Source organism: Polyangium sorediatum, from assembly GCF_029946465.1.
Classification (GTDB): domain Bacteria; phylum Myxococcota_A; class Polyangia; order Polyangiales; family Polyangiaceae; genus Polyangium; species Polyangium fumosum.
This window is the reverse complement of the sequence record NZ_JARZHI010000003.1, coordinates 72,331-88,937: the sequence shown is the minus strand read 5'-3', so window position 1 is coordinate 88,937 and position 16,607 is coordinate 72,331. Positions and strand designations below refer to the sequence as shown.

The window sequence follows — 16,607 nt, the reverse complement described above, 5'->3', positions numbered from 1 at the left end:
CAGGTGCTCCCGGTACGATCCTCGCACCGGCGTATCGGCATGACCCCCAAAGCGAAGAATGACAGCCGCCCCCCGAGCCCGGCCCGTCCGCGGACGCTCCCGGGACGTGCCCCCGCCTCGAACGCCTGCCCGCTGTTTTTCCGTGTCCTCGTGTATGAGGCGCGATCGGGCGAGAAGAGCTTCACCGATTGTGGCTACGAGCTCGGCCGGCAGATCTTCTCCATCGTGGGAAATGAACTCGGAGAAGACGTGCTCGGCGAGCTCGTCGTGCTCATCATGAAGCGCGACACCCTGGCGATCTTGCAATGGCTGAAGAGCCGCGTGCCCCGCATGATGGATATGATTCCGACGCGTGAGTACCGTGCGTTCATGAAGGGATTCATGCAGGCGGTCGTCGAGTAGCCGTCATTTGAGTTCGAGCATGAGCTCGAACTCGCCGGCCTCGTCCATCCACCCGTCGACGATGACGTAATAGGTCGCGTCCGCGTGGACGTTGACTTGATTGACGTCGTGGGCCTCGATCATCGATCCGAACGAGCAATCGAGCACGTCGCCTCCGCTGCCGGGGCAGGTGGTCCACGTGTGCAGCCAGTGGTGCGCATACTGGGGCAGGAGCGTCGCGACGAGCGTGCCCGGCGCCGAGGGCCGGACCGGAAAGACGAGCTCCTTGCCGATTCTCTCGCCAGGCATGCAGCCTTTGAACATCGGGCTCTGCGTGGTCAAGTCCGTCCCCCGGCTCGTGTCGTCGAAGAGGGACAAGGACTCGCCGAGCGCGATCTCGGTGAGCGATGTGCAAGCCTCCTCGTTGTCCTGGTCTGGCGGGGCGGGAGGCGTGTATTCGTCGAGCGTGCAAGCCGAGAGCAAAAGGCCGAGCCCCAGGCAAACCCCGGGACGTACGAGGCGGGAAAGGGTCCGCATGGCCCGCGAGGTTTCCATTGCTGCGCGCCCGACACAAGAGGGAAGTCGGGTGATCAAAAGAAGCTCTTCACCGTTCGCTCCACGCGCGCCGGCTCGAGGAGGTACGTGAGCAAGGCGCCGTAGATCGCGCCGGAGAAATGCGCGTCGTGGTTGATATCGTCGCCCGCGGCGACGGAGTGCCAGGCGCTGTAGGCGAGGTACGCCACGGCGAACACGATGCCCGGCACGGGAATCGGCAGGAACATGAGCTGCAGCTTGAGCTTTGGGACCAGGAGGACGGCGCTGAACATCACGGCGGCCACGGCGCCGGACGCCCCGAGCGAGCTATAATTCGGGTTTCGCATGTGCCGCAGGGTCGTGGGGATGAACCCGACGATCACGGCGGTCACGTACAGCGCGAGGTACCGCGCCACGCCGAGCACGCGAATGGTTTGCTCCGTGAAGAAGTACAGCGAGAACATGTTGAACGCGAGGTGCGAGAAGTCCGCGTGCACCCAGCCTGCGGTGAGCAGGCGATGGACGTGCCCGTTCTTGCGCACCTGATAAGGGCTCAAGATCAGCGCTCGCCGCACGGGCTCGGAGGCCAACCCGAGAAGGCTCACGATCGCCACGGAAGCAATCAGCAAAACAGGAACGGGCAAGGCGAGGAGATGCGCCGGGAGATCGTTCATGACCGGAGGATATCACGGTACGGACGCATCGCGGGCCTCCGCCCGTTGTTGAAAATCACTTGCATTTTCATGATTGTTCCGCTAGAAGCAGGCCATGATGTTAGAGGAAGCACGTGTTTGGGGCCGTTTCGCTGGAGGAACACTCATGATGTTCGGGGGGATGTATGCGTGATTTCGTTCTGCGACGTTACCTGACGAGCATGGTCGTCCCGGCCCTCGTTGTCGGCTTGCCTGCGTGCGCGGCGCTCGATAGCCACGACCAAGCACGCAAAACGGTGGAGGTATTGGACGAGGGCGCGAACGACGACACGAGCGCGAGCGCCGGAGGCGGTACGGGTGGCGCCGGAGGCACCGGCGGCAGTGGCGCGACGACGTCCAGCTCCACGGGCTCGGGGATCTATATGCCGCCCGATGACGACGACGACGATGACGACGATGACGATGACGACGACGACGATGACGATGATGACGATGATGACGATGATGACGACGATGACGATGATGACGATGATGACGACGATGACGACGATGACGACGATGACGACGACGACGACGACGAGGACGAATACGACGGCGAAGGTTGATGTCTTTCAGGCACCGTGAGATCGCGCTCCTCTGCGCTCTCCTTTCGTCAATTCTCTCCCTTCCCCTTTCGTTTGCAGGCGACCCGAAAGCTGAGACGCCTGCGAAGCGTCAGGCCACGTCGGGCCTCGACGCCAGCGCCAGCGCCGAGACGTCATTTTATCTCGATGATACCCATGTCGGCGTCGTGACTCCGACGATTGCGGGCACGATTTCGAGCCCGACGGCAGGCTGGTCCCTGAGCGGTCGTTATCTCGTCGACGTGGTGACCGCCGCGTCGCCCGATATCGTGGCCACTGCGTCGCCCCCCTGGACCGAGGTCCGCCACGCCGGAAACCTCGAAGGGGGCTACGAAAAAGGAGACGTCGGGGTCGGCGCGCATGCGTCGCTGTCGCGCGAGCCGGATTATTTGTCGATATCTGCAGGGCTCCGCGGGACGCTCGAGCTCGACGAGAAGAATTACGGTCTGCTGCTCGGGTATTCGTACCGGCACGATACGGCGGGACGCGCGGGGACCCCGTTCGACGTGTTTGGATGGACACTCGAGCGGCACGACCTGAATGCCGGGCTCACGATCGTCGTGAATCCCTCGACGATCGCGGCGATTCAGCTCGACGCGATGTTCGAGCGGGGCAACCAGGCCAAACCGTATCGTTACGTGCCCCTCTTCGAGGTAGGCGCCGCGGAGGATGTGCCCTCCGGCGCGAGCGTCGAGCTCGTGAGCGCGCTACGCCTGCACGCGCGGCCCCTGGAGGCATTGCCTCTCACGCGGGATCGGTTCGCGCTGACCGGACGTCTCGCGCACCGCCGTTCGCACGGCACGCTGCGCGTCGAGGAGAGGCTCTACACAGATTCGTGGGGAATGGCCGCGAGCACGACGGACGCGCGATATTCGATCGACATCGGGCGGTTCGTCACGATATGGCCGCGCCTTCGCTTCCATGCGCAGACCGGCACCGTGTTCTGGCAGCGCGCGACCGAGGTGGCCGTCGCGGCGGACGGATCGATCACGATTCCAGCGATCCGAACCGGGGATCGCGAGCTCGGGCCGCTCTGGACGCTGACGGGCGGAGGAGGGGTGTCCGTGAAGCTCGGCGCGAGGTTCACGGCAAGCCTCCAGGTGGACGGAGTCTTCACGCATTACCTCGACGCGCTCTACCTCACGCGGCGGAATGCTTTGTTCTCGGCGCTCGCCCTGCAAGCGACATTCGATTGACGTCGGTGGCGCTTCAGAAAGCGTAGGAACAGGAGAGCTCGGGCGAGAGGAGCGTGCCGGTCGAGGGAAAGGGCTTTGTGAACTTCAGGGCGGCGGAGATGCCGAACGAAGGTGAGATCGCATAAGCCGCCGCGACCCCAACGCCAACGAAGCCCGTTCCGGATTTTCGGTACGCGCTGAGCGTCTGCGAGGGGGGATTGTCGAGCTGGCTCGCAGGCGGCGGCTTCGTCGTGTCCTCTTCGACGACGACGCGGTACGCGGTGTCGAATTGAGCGATGCCGGCGGCGACGAAGAAAGAGCCCCGGAACCCCGACCTGGCGAAGGGCCGGACGCCGAACGTATATCCCGCGCGGATCTCGCCGTGAAATGGCAAGAATTCCGGCGCCTCGGCGCCGCTCGGCCGCGGCCCGCCTCCCCGGAGCACCCATCCGGCGCGCAATCCGAGCGTGACGTTGTCGAATACCACGCGGTCGAAGCCGAGCAAGATCCGCGTCGTCGCGATCTGGAGGCCTGGCCGCACATCCCCGCCGCGCGCGACGAGCGGCGTGCCGTGGTATTGCGTACCCGAGTCACGGAAGCAGGCGTAATCGCCGTGGAGCTGGCTCTCCGGCGAGCAGACGTCGTTGCCCGCGTGGATCCCTAGATCCTGGACGAGCGACAATGAGAGGCCATTGTTCAGGCTGGGGATCTTTTTCGGGGGCGTGTCCGCGGCCAGCGTCTCTTTCGGAACGAGCAGGAGCGCCGCGACGAGGAGCCACGCGCGCGCGTCAATTGCAGCCGCAGCCGCCCTCGGCGCTCGCCGACCCGCCGGTCGCGCCTTCGTGGACCGCTTGCATGTGGGATTCGCCGGGGCCGGAGACGGGGCCGACCGCCATCGTCGGATGCGCGAGGCGCCCGCGCTCGTAAGGCGCGACGTGTGTGCAGGCCACGAGCCCGTGCAGGAGCCCGAGCAGGCAAACGAGACGCGTGATGCGCAGGACCATGGAGACCTCTCGTCGAAACGGGGCTGATTGGAGGGAAGGACCCTCGTCAGGGTGTCCAAGAAAGATACCTTCCGATGAATGCCGGCTCGTCCGGCAAGGTCGTCTCCTGGGCGCTCGGGCCCTTGACGAAATCAAGTGTCATCCACGGCCCGGGATCCTCGCCGGAGTCCGACGAGTTCCATTCGGTGAATTCGACGTGCACGCGATACGTGCCATCTGGAGCCTCGAGGCCGGCCGTGTTCGTGCCATTCCAGAACACCGCGTGCTCGATGTGCGATTTCCTCGTGGCGCCGGTGACCGCATCCACGACATTCGTGCCCGATGCAGCTCTCCAGCGCACGAGGTGCTCCACGCGTTTGGCCGCCCATACCTCGAGCGTCTTCACGAACGTATCCTGCGCGTCCGTGACCCAGATGGCGCCAATGTTTTTCGGGGCATACTCGCCGTCGAGGGAGACGGTGGTGACGCGAAATGATAGCGTGCCGCCGGCGGGCGCCCCGCCGCCGGTTCCGCCCGCGCCGCCCATACCCGTTCCCGTGCTGCTTGCCGCTTCGGAGGCCGTGCTGCCTGCGCCGTCATCGCCGGTATAAGGCGTCCAGAACGCAGGGTCGCTGCGGGTCGCGGGACCACAAGCGAGAAGCATGGGCAAGAAGAGGCCTGACGCCCACGCGAGGGCGATACGTTTCGCGTTTCTCGTTGACCTGACCATCGGCGCCGGGTACCCTGTTGATGTTGATTTCTACTTTCATGTTCAGTTTAGAGGAGATCACGCCCTGGAGACAAGAGGAAAGTTGTTCGTGTCGACGCTGACGCAGAAGCCTGCTTCACGAAGGTCGGGTCCTCGCTGGCCCTCCGCGGTGCAATTCGCGGGGGTCTTTTTGGGGATTGCGGGTATGGGATGCACGAACCCGCTCCAGGAGGGCGCCATTGCGGATCTCGGGCCCGAGTCCCCTGCCATTCCTCTCGGCCCCTTGCACCGCCCCGGACAGCCATGCCTCGTCTGCCACGACGGCGCCGAGGCCACCGAGCTCACCGTCGCCGGGACGATCTACGAGCGCGCCGATGCGACAAAGCCGATCCCCGATGTGCTCGTGCATCTCGTCGACGCGCGCGGGACGGCCTATGTGACGGCCACGAACTGCGCCGGGAATTTTTTCGTGAGGCCCGGCGATTTCACGCCCGTATATCCGATGCGGGTGGCGATCGAGCGTGACGGATTTCGTCAGGAAATGGAATCGCCGGTGAATGTCGATGGGTCGTGCGCGAGCTGCCATACCAACGACCCCAGTCCACGCTCCGCCGGCCGCGTCTATTTGCTCTCCGTCGCCGCGACCCTGGAGGACCGTTGTCCGTGAGACGAATGCTCCTGCGCTCGTTGTTCCCGCTCGTGCTCCCCGCGCTCGCCGTCGCCTGCGCGCCCGAAGCGGAACCGACGGATGTCTTGCTCGTCCCGAGCCGGGTCACGTATCCGAGCGTCGGCGGCGCGCTGGAGTACCGGTGCGCGACGCTGGATTGTCACGGAAAACCCGAGCGAAACCTGCGGCTCTACGGGAGCTCCGGGATGCGGCTCGCCGCGGAGGACGTGCCGGGTGACGGCGAGACGACCGACGCGGAGCACGATGCGAGTTATCGATCGGTGATCGGGCTCGAACCCGAGGTGCTCAGCCTGGTCTGCGCGGAGGGCGGCAACGAGCCGGAGCGGCTTTCGTTGATTCGAAAGGCACGCGGCGAGGAGGCGCACAAGGGCGGCGCGCGGATCGTCCGCGGGGACGACGCGGATCGATGTCTGCTAAGCTGGTTGGCGGCCGCGACGGACGAGGCCGCGTGCGCGCGGGCGGCCGAGGATCAATCGGAATGAGCGCCGAGCATGCGGCGGAGTTCGGGGATGGCGGCGCGGGCCTCGGCGAGGTTACGCACGAAGCGAGTGGGGCTCGGGTGCGTGGGGCGGAGCGCTTGGACCGCGCGAAAAAGGAGATCGGCGAGGTTTCGTAACATCGCATTGGCCCCGATCACGACGATGGCCCGCGGAGGCCCCACATTCCGTGTTTCGGCGAATTTGCGGCGAGCCGCCATCGATATCCACTCCAGGCCGGAGACATCACAAAGCACGATGGCATGCGGCCACGTCCCGCCGGCCGCGAGCTGCGCGGCGAGGAGGGGCATCGCCTCCGCCACGTCGACGGTGCCCCGCATTGTGACGTGCAGGAGATCGGGGGGCTCGATCCAGACGTCCGGGTGACTCGTCGGGATGCGTAGGGCGGGGGGCTCCAATTCGTCAGGACTCCGAGGATGCGGCAATGAGCATCCCAGGCTACCGCGAACGAAGGCGTCGCCTCAACCGGATTTTCCCCAGCGGGCGATCGCTGCCTTCAGCCACGCCGGCGCATCGGTCATGGACGGCTGCGGCTCCGTGCGGGTCATTTCTTCCGCGCGGCGAAGCTGCGCGGCGAGCGGCGGCACATCCCACGCAGCGCGCTCCGCGTCGGTCGTCGTCGGGTCCGTATCCCAAAGGCGATGACGCACGCCATCGGGGACGAATTGCGTCCCGTATTTCTGCGGCCGACCCTCGTACATGCACCATCGGTCGTAGGCCGCGGCGGCGAGCCAGCGCGCCTGCGGAAAATCTCGCTCGGCCGCTTCACGCGCGAGTTCGTGCGCGCGCCGCGCCTCGGCGGGGTGATCCCCATGATTGAACAACCACGCGGCGTGAAACAAGTCCTCGGCCGAGGCACCTCCGCGCTCCTGCAAGAGGCTGAGCGACGATTCCGCCTGCGCACGGCGCGCGCGGTCGCGTTCGCGGAGCGCGCGATAATCTGGGGTATCGACCGGAGGAACGGACGCGTGCTCGCGCGTGTCCTCAGCGTGGAGCGCGGCGAGCGTGCGTGACGGGTCGAGGTCCGAGGCGTCACGTTCAGCTTGCTTCGTGGCATGTTCGAGCGCGGCTTTTTTTGTCATCGACCGTCCTGGTTCCGTTCGTCGCGCAAGAATGCAATGGCAAGCGGGCGTCTAAAACGCATAACGCAGGTGGCGAACGAGATTCCGATAAAATGGAAGCCGCCCCATGACGCCGTGCATCACGCCGGAGAACCAGCTCTTCGACAGCCGGTCGACGAGGTCAGGCATCGTCAGAAACGCGACGCTCTCGACGAGCCGAAGCTTCGGGACCTGTTTTTCGAGGTCGTGCGGGTCGTCGATCCCCCAGACGAGTTCGACCTTGGCGCCGCGCACGGTCGCCAGGCGGGAGACCAGGCGCACCATCGCGGCGCTGTAGCCGTCGAAGACGACCTCTCCGCGCGGGAATTGCTCGGTGATCCGTCGTAGCATTGCGGCCCCATCCCTCTCGCGGAGGTACATGAAAAGGCCCTCGGCGACGACGAGGACCGGCGTGTCTCCGGGGATCGTGTCGAGCCAGGCGAGGTCGGTCACGGAAGCGCCGATCCGATGATAACCTTCGCGTTCCGGATAGAGCTTTTCGCGCAGCGTGAGGACGTCGGGAAAGTCGACGTCGTACCAGCGGACCTCCGGGCCCGGATCGATTCGATAGATGCGGGTGTCGAGGCCGCAGCCGAGGTGCAGCACCGTCGACGCGGGGTGTCGGGCGAGAAACGCGCGCGTCCATTGGTCGAAATGTCGGGCTCGCAGCGGCAAGGTGATATGGCCCCCGCTCGGGAGCTTCAACGCCTCGAAATCGTAGTCGATATGCGCGACCGCGTCCGCGGCGAATCGGTCGCCGAGGATCGTATTCGGAGCCGTCGCATCCATCGCTTTGCCGTACAGCGTGGCGAGGTACGTCTCCTTTTCCTTGGTCAGGCGAACCTTTTTCGTTTCCATCGTCGCCTCGGGCCGCGACGCGAGCGCGCGGCCTGGAGATTTACATCAGGCCCGGTCGCCTCGGTCAAGCGACCTGATCGGCGCGACGAGGGCCCCGCATTCCGTGCGCCGAGCCGTTGCTGGGAGCGTCTTGCATAACGGACACGTGTCCTCTATGTAGGATGATGTCCCGGGAGAGGTGCGTCGAAAGGAGTCCAGGATGTCTTTCGTGGTCGCAGGCGTGACGGGTAACGTCGGTTCGGTCGTCGCAGCGGAACTGCTTGCCAAAGGACAGAACGTCAAGGTCCTCGTGCGCGACGCGGCGAAGGGCGCTGCATGGTCCAAGAAGGGCGCGGAGGTCGCGGTCGTCGCGCTCGGGGACAAGGACGCGCTCGCCGCCGCGCTCGCAGGCGCGCGAGGCTTTTTCGTGCTCCTTCCGCCGAATTATGCAGTGCCGGATTTTTATGCTTATCAGCGTGAGACCGCGGATGGCATCGCCGCCGCGGTGAAGGCGAGCGGCGTTCCGCACGTCGTCCTCCTTTCCTCTGTGGGCGCAGATTTGCCGGACGGCACGGGGCCCATCAAGGGCCTTCATTACCTGGAGAATGCGCTCCGCGCGACGGGCACCACGCTCACCGCGATTCGAGCGGGTTCCTTCCAGGAGAACGTCGCGAACTCGCTCGTGCCGGCGCGGAATGCTGGGATCTTCCCGAACTTCAACCCGTCGGCCGATTTCCCCGTCCCGCAGATTGCCACCAAGGACATTGGCGCGTTCGCCGCAACGTCGCTGCTTGAAGGTGGGCAGAAGAGCGAGAACATCGATCTGCACGGGCCCGCGTATTCAGCGCGGCAGATCGCCGAGAAGCTCGGGGCCGCGCTCGGCAAGCCCCTCCAGATCGTCGATGTTCCGCCAGATGCCTATGTGAGTACGCTCGTGCATGCCGGGGTGCCACAGCACCTCGCGGAGGTCTATGCCGAGATGTACCGTGGTTTCGGGAGCGGCGCCATTGCCCCGCGGGGCGACCGCCTGGTCGAGGGAAAGACACCCATCGACGAGGTGATCGTGGCGCTCGCTCGTTCATGAGGAAGGCGTCGTCGCCGATTCCGCGGGCGCGTGTGCGCGGAGAAACGATCCCACACGCGCCCGGACCTTGTCGCGATCGGTAAAAATGCAGACGTGCTCGCCTTGTTCGATGGCGAGGAGTTCGGCCCCGGGAACGCGGGCCGCGAGGATTTGCGCTTGCGCAAAGGGTGCCGCTTTGTCGTTCGTCCCGTGCACGACGAGGAGCGGCGCCGTGATTCGTTCCAGGGCAAACCATTGATCGCGACGGGTTACGGCGACGTCGTTCTCCGAGCCCGGGAGCCGGAGCTGCATTCGATCGAACGAGCTGCGCTGCAACTCGCGCAAGAGCGGGCCCGCCTCGGGATCCGCGAGCGTGCGTGCGCGCACGATCGGATCCGGAATCGAGCGGCGCGCCGATCGTTCCGGATCTTGCTCGGCCTTTCTCCGCATGGCGGCGACGAGCGGGCCGCAGCGCGCGGTGATCCGCATGAGGTACCACGCGAGCGGCAATCGTGTCTCGACGCGGGTGCAGACGGACGAAAGGATGACGAGTCCCCCGCAGCGATCCGGATGGCTGAGGGCAAACTGGAGCGCGGACGGGCCGCCGCCGGAGATGGCCATCACGGCGACCCGTTCGATTCCGAGCGCATCGAGGAGATCGCGGTAGAGATCGGCCTGCTCCGCGGGGCTTCGCCCGAGCGCGAGGCGCGTCCCGAGGTAACCGGGGCGAGAGGGCGCGACATACCGGAAGCCCGGAACCCCCGCGGTGCGCGCGAGGAGCAGCGCCTGATCGTAGCCACCCATGGCACCGTGGAGCGCGAGCACCGGAGGGCCATGGCCGAGAAAGGCGCATTCGACGTCGCCGCGCCGCGTTTTCACCACCACCGGGCGTGAATCACCCGACAGCATTGCCGTTCCCTCCGACGGCTCTCGTTCCTCCGAAGCTTGCATGGGGGTCTCCTTCCGAGCTGGTCGCCCCGTCCTAGCGCGCGCCCGGCGGGCCGTATTGTGAAAATGCGACACGCCGCGCGAGCCCGCGGAGGGCTACGGGCGAACCCGGTGGACGATCCGCGTATCGGCGCGCACGAGCTGCCGGCTCCGGTGCGCGCCTTTCTCGCCGGGAAGGCGATCGGTCAGCGTCTTGAAGTCCCGGATCAGGTGCGGCTGGTCCGCGTAACCGCACGTCTGGGCGAGCTCGGCGAGCGTCGCGAAGGCGCCGCTATGCAGCGCGCCGAGGACGTTGCGGAGGCGGACGAGCCGGGCCATCCGCTTGGGCGTCATTCCAAACTGGTCGAGGAACAGGCGCTCCAGGCTGCGCGTGTGGAGACCGAGTGCGTCCGCGAGCGCGTCGACCCGGAGCTGACCTCCGTGCGCTTCGAGGAGGAGCGTGGCCCTGCGGCAGCGGGCATCCGTGACGAGCGGCGGCGCGGCGTCCCTGACCAGATTCGCAAACGCGCGTTGCCGCGAGCCGAGGTCCGGCAGCGCGCGCAATCGCTCGGCCAGCGATTCGATCGGGATGCCTCGGACCCGCGTCACCTCGACGCATCCGTCGGTGAGCTCCGAGGAGCGAACGTCCGCGAAACGCGGCGCCTGGCCGGCCCGGAAGCGGATGCCAAGGTACTCGCCACCGGCGACGCGTTCGACGGTGGCGCGTTCGGTGGCAGGCCCGACCAGCACCATTCGACAGCCGGCGGGAGAATGGCGGAAGATGAGGTGTGCGCCAGCGTCGGGAAAAAACTCGTGAAACGTCGTGCCCGAACCGCCGCTGCGTTTCGTCGCCCAGCAAAGGTCGATCTGCGTCGAGAGATCAGGGGGCGGAAGCGCGAAGATGCTCGGCGTGGCATCCGCGGTGTGCGGCGTGGGCATGAGGCAAGGCTCCGTGATCGTAATAGCGCAGCGTCGCGCCGGGCGGAAGAGGGCGCTTCAGCGGCCGTCTCGGCGTCGCCCTCGTTGCAGCCTCACGAGAGCCACGGCGAGCAGCAATCCGAGCGCGCCTCCGACATACGAGCCGATGTGCACACGCCACACCCGCACGAACGCCGCGGCGTGTGTCGAGCCGGCGAGCATCTCCGCAACAGTGCTTTGATCCAACGGATCGATGCTCATCGGCGACGTACCGAGCAGCAGCGCGGCGAGCGTCGCCGTCACCATGGGAATGGCCACGAAGTGGAGCAATCGTCGAAGGGGCAGCCGCTGCGGGAGCCGCTCGGACGGCTCGTTTGCGAACCGAAGCGCCATGCCGGCGAGCAGACCCAGCGGCCAGGACGCCTTGGCCGCGAGCGCCGTCACGGCCCATCGGAACGGGCGTGGGTCGCTCGCGAGGTCCTTGCCGAAGAGGAAATACTCCGGCGAGAGCGTCGCGGTCAGGTGGTCGTGCGTGATGCAGTAGGCGAGCGTAATGCTCGTCGTCATGACGAACAGGACGGCGTCCTCGCGCCCGAACCGTGGCAGAACGAACCTCACGCTGAGATCTGCGGTAGCACGCTGGAAGCCAACCGCACGAGCCCTAGCGCGCCAGGGAGACGTTCCGCATCGGGAAGATCGGCGGCACAGGCGTCATCCACAGCGGTGACAGCATCGTCCTCCAGAGCTCGAACGGTAAGTACGCCGCGGCTGAAGGCGGCGGTGGGGGCGAGGTGAACGCGAACTCCGCACGTCGATCCGCCTTCCGCCAGCTCGCGAGGTCCTCACGACGTCAGGCCACCTCGACGTGGTCCTCGGGCCGTCGGGACGGCGCGGATGGCTTCTCCGACGGAGCCATGAGGGCGACTCGAAAATCGAGCCCTTGCGCTTTGACGATTGTGGCGCATGTCGGCGATCGATGCGGCGAACACGTCGATGAAGATGTCGTGCGTTCGAGGACGCATGAACGGGAACACAAAGACGTCGCGGCCCCCCTGGACGGCGTTTTCGCATAAGTCAAAGCGCGCTGACGGTGCAGAGCCCCTCGCCGTTGAGGTGGCCCATCGACGCCGAGGACGCGAGCAGGAAGGACAGGAGGTCCTGAGAGGCGAGCGGAACGCTCCCGGGGTTGTAGACGATAGGCTTGTCCTCGGCGTCCACGAGCGGCATCCCGTCGAGTCCTTTCAGGTCCGACAACTTCTGCGTCGCGAGATCCTCGAGCAAAATTTCTTTGTCGGTCCCGGCGGCCGCCGCGAGCGCATCGAAGCGTAGCGACGCCTCCTCGGTGCCAAGCGTGTCCCAGAAGAGATGGTCGAGGTGAATCGTGATCTCCGCTTCGGTCGTCGTATTGCTCCGGATCACCACCCCGTCCGTCCCGTCGAGCCCATTCGTGCAGTTCGCGTTCCGTGTCGGGTTCGCAAGGCCCCAGGCGAACGTGTATGTGTCGCCCGCCTTCGTCGCGGTCCCCTCGAGCCAATAATTGAATTTTCCGTCGATCATGGCTTGCACTTCGGCCTCGGCGACGCCGCCGAGCGCCACGGCGCTCGCGTCGGGCGCGGCGATCTCGTACCTGAACCGGTCCCAGCGCCTCGCCTCGATCCCCTCGAACACCGGTAAGGATGCGTCTCCGGCGTGGAGATCTGCCACCCACCGCTCCTTCGATTCGATCGCCACCGCGCCGTCCGCGCCGCGCACGTCGAGCGCCCCGAACGAGACGAGCACCTTCGAGAACTGCACGGTCCACCCGTCGGCGAAGGCAATGGCCTCCCCCTCCTCCTCGACAGGGAACCCCGTCTTCGCCGCGTCCTCGCCCGTGATCCGGATGGCGAGCGTGCCTGCGCCGCTCGAGGTGTCCTCACCGCCGCAGCCGATCACCATCGCAGAGAGAAGAGAAAAGACAAAAAACACCATCGTTTTCATCGTATATCCTCCGATAGGACGCGCCGAGGGGCGGCGGATCCGCCTCAACGCGCGTCGCTCGTCTCCGCCGAGAATGCGGAGAAACTCCTGGCGCCCAGGAACCAGGCCGTTCGCACCTGGCTCTCGGGCGTGATCACGAACCGACCCGCCGCGTTTTTCTTCGTCAGCCGGTCGAAATGGGCACCGTCGAACCATGCGCTCGGGTGGATCACGATCCCCACGGCGGCCCCGTCGACGAGCGACACGTCGAGAGGAATGCCGTCGACGCTGCGTTTCGTGCCCTCGTCCTCGATATCGAGCCCCCCTTCGAAGGGGACGACGAGCCCGTCCTTCTGCGCCACGCCGACCACGTACGCGTGATGACCGCGCAAGGCGCCGTCGTCGCCTCCGATGGACGCGCGCGGCGGATCGAGCCGGATCGAGAGGGAACGCGCGCGCCCCTCCGTTCCGGGCACGGGGCCGATATACACGCCGCCGGGGTCGAGCACGTCGAAGGCGAGCTGACCCAGCCATTCCCCTTTGACCTCGCCGCCGTCGAAATGCTGGTCACCCGCGTGGGCGTGCGCGTCGGGGACGAGCACGTCCCACAGCATACCGGACAAACCTTTGCCCCTCGGCGCGCCGAGCTCCGCGAGCGGCGGCGGATTTTCGTGGACGTAGATGGGCCCGAGCGCCACCACGGCCTCGCCGAGCTCGACCTTCCAGCCGGTGCTCGTCTCGAACGAGCCGGGCGGGAGCCCGGGCGATCGCGCCCCGCCGAGCCGCATTTCGAATTCGATCGCGCGCCCGCCGGTTCCGCTCGGCAGGTCACAGCCGGCGGAGCCGAGGCTGCCGAAGGCAAGCACCACGAGCGCGAAACGAGCATCCGGGTTCATCGTCCTGCCTCCTCCTCGCCCTTGGCCGCCTCCAGATGGAAACGGATCGTCCCGAGGATCTGGCGCGGCGACGCCGCTGCGAAATGCGGGTGCGCGAGCCGCGAGGCCGGCGCGTCGGGCAAGCTGAAATTCGACGCGTAATTGAACTCGGCCGCGGGGTTGCGCCGATCGAGCACGTTTGTCGCCTCGATTCCCACCTCGACGAAGCGATACCGGAGGCGCGCCGCGACATCGACCGTAAAGATCTCGTGGCCGAACTGCTCGAGCGGCAGGGGCCGCGGCGCCACGTACGTCGTCCCGAGCGCGCCCGTGGCGCGGAGATGCACGCCCGAGATCCGGAGATCCTTGCGGAGCGAGGTATCGAGCCGCGCCACCCAGCGGGGGATGTAGGGGAGCCGCTTGCCGCTCGTGAGTGCATACCACGGCGCGCCCGCCTCGGGCAGGTAGGCCTCGGCGTACGTCAAGCTCCCTTGCGTGTCGATGCCCGCGCGTGACGTGAGCCTGCCCGAGATCGACGCGCCAAACCGGTTCGACGTCCCCACGAGGACATTCCGCCCGCGCGCCGCATCGAAGACGAGATCCCGATCCACCCGCGTGAAATAGGCGAGGGCGCGCGCCGATACGTCGAGCATCCTCCCCTCGGATCGCTCGAAGACCACGCCCGTCTCGAAGGCATCGACCCGGGCAAACGGCGCACTCTCGCCGTCCGAGAGCGCCTGCGCGTCGCTCGATCGCGATCCGGCGCCGTAACTCGTCATCCACGCGAGCCCCTGCGCGAGGTTGATCTCCACCGAAGCGCGGGGCCCGAGCGTGAGCCCGAAGGCCTCGATCGTATCCGACGGCTCCCGCGGGCCGCTGCGATCCTTGTCGGGCTTGTTCCGATCCTCGACCGCGAAGCCAAAGGTATCGAGCCGGATCCCGCCGCGGAGCGTGAGCCACGATGCGGGCCGGAGCTTGCCCGCTGCGTATCCCGCGATATTCGTGATCGCGATGCCGCTCTCGAAATCCACGCGGTAGGGCACGCCCCCCACCCGCCGGAGCCTCCGTTGCAGGGTGTCGCCCCGATCGTGTCGCGCGAAATAACCGAGCTCCAGCGATTGCCTGTGTCCCCACACGTCCACGGTTCGCGTAAAACTCCCCCGCGCGCCGAACGTCGTCGTATCGTACATTTGCTCGACGCCGTCTCCGCGCTGCGGTTCTCCCGAGGGACGCACGTCCGTGACGAACCCGGTGAAGTTTTCGCGGAGCCGGGTCTTTCGGATCGTGGTGAAGACCTGGTGTGTATGCTCCTCGCGGGTGCCCTTGTGCTCGAATCGGAGGGACGCGTCGAGCCGCGCCGTCGCCCCGCCCTGGTTCGGGTCGTAGGTGCAGAAGAACTGGCTGTCGTGGTCCTTGGGGCAGTCGAGCCTGCGCGCCTCGAAATCGTCCTGACGCACCACACCGGCGCCGTCGAAGCGCGTGGTGTACGCCGAGACGAGCGCGACGAGCCGCCTCCCCGCGCCGAGACGATGCTCGTATTGCGCCATCGCGCGGGCCGCCGTGCTCGCGCGGTTTCGCCCGAACCCGTCGCTGTCGGTCACGGAGAAGCCGACGAACGTGCCGCGCGGCGCGCCCCCGGGGCCCCAGAGCAGGAGGAGCCGCTTCGCGCCGAACGAGCCGAGCCCCGCCTGCGCGACGATCCCCCGCTCCGCGAGCCCGAGCGTGTATTCGACCGAGCCCGCGACCGCGAAATCACCCTGACGCGGGTCGAAGGGACCTTCTACCACGCGCAGCTCCTCCACGAGCTCCGGGATCACGAAATGCGTATCTGCGTATCCGTGGCCGTGCGCGTTCGATGGCTCGTTCAGCGGGACGCCGCCCACGGACATCTCGAGGTCCTGCCCCTCGGCCGCGCTGAATCCCCGCAGGAAGATGGCCGACGGATGCCCTTCGCCGCCGTGGTTTTGCAGGAGAAACCCGGGCGCCAGCGTCAGCAATTGCTCGGCCGAGCGCCGCGGCACGTCGACGAGCTGCCCCACGCGGACGCGGTGATCCCCAGCCGCGCTGGGCGGCGGGGGCCGGGACGGGCCGAGCACAACCACCTCGCCGCGCTCGTCCGGCCTGCTCGTCGCCGCCGGCAACGCCGGCTTTTTCGGCTCGCTGATGGGCGCATTCGTGCTCGCATTCTTGCGCGGCGGCCCCACGTACACGCCGGCCGGCACGTTCGTCGCGAGGGGCGCGGACAGAGCGCGGGGTTCTTCTCCGACGAACCGCACGGCGACCTTGATCTTCGCGGCGATGGGCCGGCCCCCTCGCGTGGCGGGCTCGAACGTCCAGCGCAGGGCGGCCTGGATCGCGGCGCTTTCGAGCTCGGGATCGCCGCTCGCCTGCGCCTCGACCTTCCCGACGGTCCCGTCCGCCTTCACCGTGACCAGGAGCGGGACGATGGCCTCGCTGCGGTCTACGCGCGCCGCGGGCCACGCCGGCTCGGGCGCGTCCTTCACCCGCGGCGACGACAGCTCGTCCGCAGACGCGAGCCCGGGCGCGCAGGCGAGCACCAGTGGCACGAACCGGCACGCGCAGCGCCTCGCGACACGAGCCCAGATCGAGGCCTGTCCTTTCCCAGACGAACCGAGGGTCACGGTGGATGCTCTGTACTGTTGAAGTATCAAAGTTGCAACAACAATC

At 66.8% G+C, this 16,607-nt stretch carries 20 protein-coding genes; 6 read left to right on the top strand and 14 right to left on the bottom strand.

Annotated elements, in window-relative coordinates; all coding sequences use genetic code 11:
- Positions 1-39: 39 nt before the first annotated feature.
- Positions 40-402, top strand: a complete 363-nt coding sequence (locus QHF89_RS04545; RefSeq protein WP_136934245.1) for a hypothetical protein — start codon at positions 40-42, stop codon at positions 400-402.
- 3 nt (positions 403-405) lie between these two features.
- Here QHF89_RS04545 and QHF89_RS04540 read toward each other — a convergent pair whose 3' ends face one another.
- Together QHF89_RS04540 and QHF89_RS04535 are read right to left on the bottom strand one after the other, a co-directional pair.
- Entirely contained in the window at positions 406-918 is a 513-nt protein-coding gene (locus QHF89_RS04540; RefSeq protein WP_136967334.1) for a hypothetical protein, read from the bottom strand.
- 53 nt (positions 919-971) lie between these two features.
- A complete protein-coding gene (locus QHF89_RS04535) occupies positions 972-1,589 on the bottom strand; it encodes a rhomboid family intramembrane serine protease (protein WP_136934247.1) in 618 nt (205 codons plus the stop codon).
- A 200-nt stretch (positions 1,590-1,789) separates the two neighbouring features.
- Here QHF89_RS04535 and QHF89_RS04530 point away from each other — a divergent pair, with 200 nt between their 5' ends.
- Together QHF89_RS04530 and QHF89_RS04525 are read left to right on the top strand one after the other, a co-directional pair.
- Positions 1,790-2,173: a hypothetical protein gene (locus QHF89_RS04530; protein WP_284720053.1), complete on the top strand. Its 384-nt coding sequence runs from the start codon at positions 1,790-1,792 to the stop codon at positions 2,171-2,173.
- Between the two features lie 185 nt (positions 2,174-2,358).
- Positions 2,359-3,387: a DUF3570 domain-containing protein gene (locus QHF89_RS04525; protein WP_284720052.1), complete on the top strand. Its 1,029-nt coding sequence runs from the start codon at positions 2,359-2,361 to the stop codon at positions 3,385-3,387.
- A 13-nt stretch (positions 3,388-3,400) separates the two neighbouring features.
- Here QHF89_RS04525 and QHF89_RS04520 read toward each other — a convergent pair whose 3' ends face one another.
- The 3 genes from QHF89_RS04520 to QHF89_RS04510 form a co-directional block, all read right to left on the bottom strand.
- The gene (locus QHF89_RS04520) at positions 3,401-4,048 is read right to left on the bottom strand and encodes a hypothetical protein (RefSeq protein WP_136934250.1); all 648 of its coding nucleotides are present in this window, start codon (positions 4,046-4,048) and stop codon (positions 3,401-3,403) included.
- Positions 4,049-4,154: 106 nt separating this feature from the next.
- Positions 4,155-4,370: a DUF4266 domain-containing protein gene (locus QHF89_RS04515; protein WP_136967336.1), complete on the bottom strand. Its 216-nt coding sequence runs from the start codon at positions 4,368-4,370 to the stop codon at positions 4,155-4,157.
- Between the two features lie 46 nt (positions 4,371-4,416).
- Complete coding sequence (locus tag QHF89_RS04510) at positions 4,417-5,079, bottom strand: DUF2271 domain-containing protein (RefSeq protein ID WP_136967337.1); 663 nt, start codon at positions 5,077-5,079, stop codon at positions 4,417-4,419.
- Between the two features lie 88 nt (positions 5,080-5,167).
- Between QHF89_RS04510 and QHF89_RS04505 the strand changes: the two genes are divergently transcribed.
- Positions 5,168-5,725 carry a carboxypeptidase-like regulatory domain-containing protein gene (locus QHF89_RS04505; RefSeq protein ID WP_136967338.1) on the top strand — a complete coding sequence of 186 codons (558 nt, stop codon included), beginning with the start codon at positions 5,168-5,170 and terminating at the stop codon, positions 5,723-5,725.
- Complete coding sequence (locus QHF89_RS04500; RefSeq protein WP_136967339.1) at positions 5,722-6,228, top strand: hypothetical protein; 507 nt, start codon at positions 5,722-5,724, stop codon at positions 6,226-6,228. Before QHF89_RS04505 ends, QHF89_RS04500 begins: the two co-directional genes overlap by 4 nt.
- Here QHF89_RS04500 and QHF89_RS04495 read toward each other — a convergent pair.
- The 3 genes from QHF89_RS04495 to QHF89_RS04485 all read right to left on the bottom strand — a co-directional run bounded on the left by QHF89_RS04495 (position 6,216) and on the right by QHF89_RS04485 (position 8,201).
- Positions 6,216-6,641, bottom strand: coding sequence for a hypothetical protein (locus tag QHF89_RS04495; RefSeq protein ID WP_136967340.1), 426 nt, complete (start codon positions 6,639-6,641; stop codon positions 6,216-6,218). The two genes, QHF89_RS04500 and QHF89_RS04495, sit on opposite strands and share 13 nt — an antisense overlap.
- A gap of 63 nt (positions 6,642-6,704) precedes the next feature.
- Positions 6,705-7,325 (bottom strand): hypothetical protein, encoded by a 621-nt coding sequence (locus tag QHF89_RS04490; protein WP_136967341.1) that lies wholly within the window; start codon positions 7,323-7,325, stop codon positions 6,705-6,707.
- Between the two features lie 51 nt (positions 7,326-7,376).
- Positions 7,377-8,201, bottom strand: coding sequence for a class I SAM-dependent methyltransferase (locus tag QHF89_RS04485; protein ID WP_136967342.1), 825 nt, complete (start codon positions 8,199-8,201; stop codon positions 7,377-7,379).
- Between the two features lie 199 nt (positions 8,202-8,400).
- On the opposite strand from QHF89_RS04485, the gene QHF89_RS04480 reads away from it, so the two are divergent.
- Entirely contained in the window at positions 8,401-9,264 is an 864-nt protein-coding gene (locus QHF89_RS04480) for an NmrA family NAD(P)-binding protein (protein WP_136967343.1), read from the top strand.
- Here the strand turns inward: QHF89_RS04480 and QHF89_RS04475 are convergent.
- From QHF89_RS04475 to QHF89_RS04450, 6 genes are all read right to left on the bottom strand, one after another.
- Entirely contained in the window at positions 9,259-10,194 is a 936-nt protein-coding gene (locus tag QHF89_RS04475) for an alpha/beta fold hydrolase (protein ID WP_284720051.1), read from the bottom strand. The two genes, QHF89_RS04480 and QHF89_RS04475, sit on opposite strands and share 6 nt — an antisense overlap.
- Before the next feature lie 93 nt (positions 10,195-10,287).
- A complete protein-coding gene (locus tag QHF89_RS04470) occupies positions 10,288-11,109 on the bottom strand; it encodes a helix-turn-helix domain-containing protein (RefSeq protein ID WP_136967344.1) in 822 nt (273 codons plus the stop codon).
- A gap of 57 nt (positions 11,110-11,166) precedes the next feature.
- Entirely contained in the window at positions 11,167-11,655 is a 489-nt protein-coding gene (locus QHF89_RS04465) for a hypothetical protein (RefSeq protein ID WP_284720050.1), read from the bottom strand.
- A 507-nt stretch (positions 11,656-12,162) separates the two neighbouring features.
- On the bottom strand, positions 12,163-13,065 hold the full coding sequence (locus QHF89_RS04460; protein WP_136967346.1) for a hypothetical protein: 903 nt from the start codon (positions 13,063-13,065) through the stop codon (positions 12,163-12,165).
- Between the two features lie 44 nt (positions 13,066-13,109).
- Positions 13,110-13,940, bottom strand: a complete 831-nt coding sequence (locus QHF89_RS04455) for a hypothetical protein (RefSeq protein WP_136967347.1) — start codon at positions 13,938-13,940, stop codon at positions 13,110-13,112.
- Positions 13,937-16,561, bottom strand: coding sequence for a TonB-dependent receptor domain-containing protein (locus tag QHF89_RS04450; protein WP_284720049.1), 2,625 nt, complete (start codon positions 16,559-16,561; stop codon positions 13,937-13,939). The genes QHF89_RS04455 and QHF89_RS04450 overlap by 4 nt, the downstream gene beginning before the upstream one ends.
- Positions 16,562-16,607 lie beyond the last annotated feature (46 nt).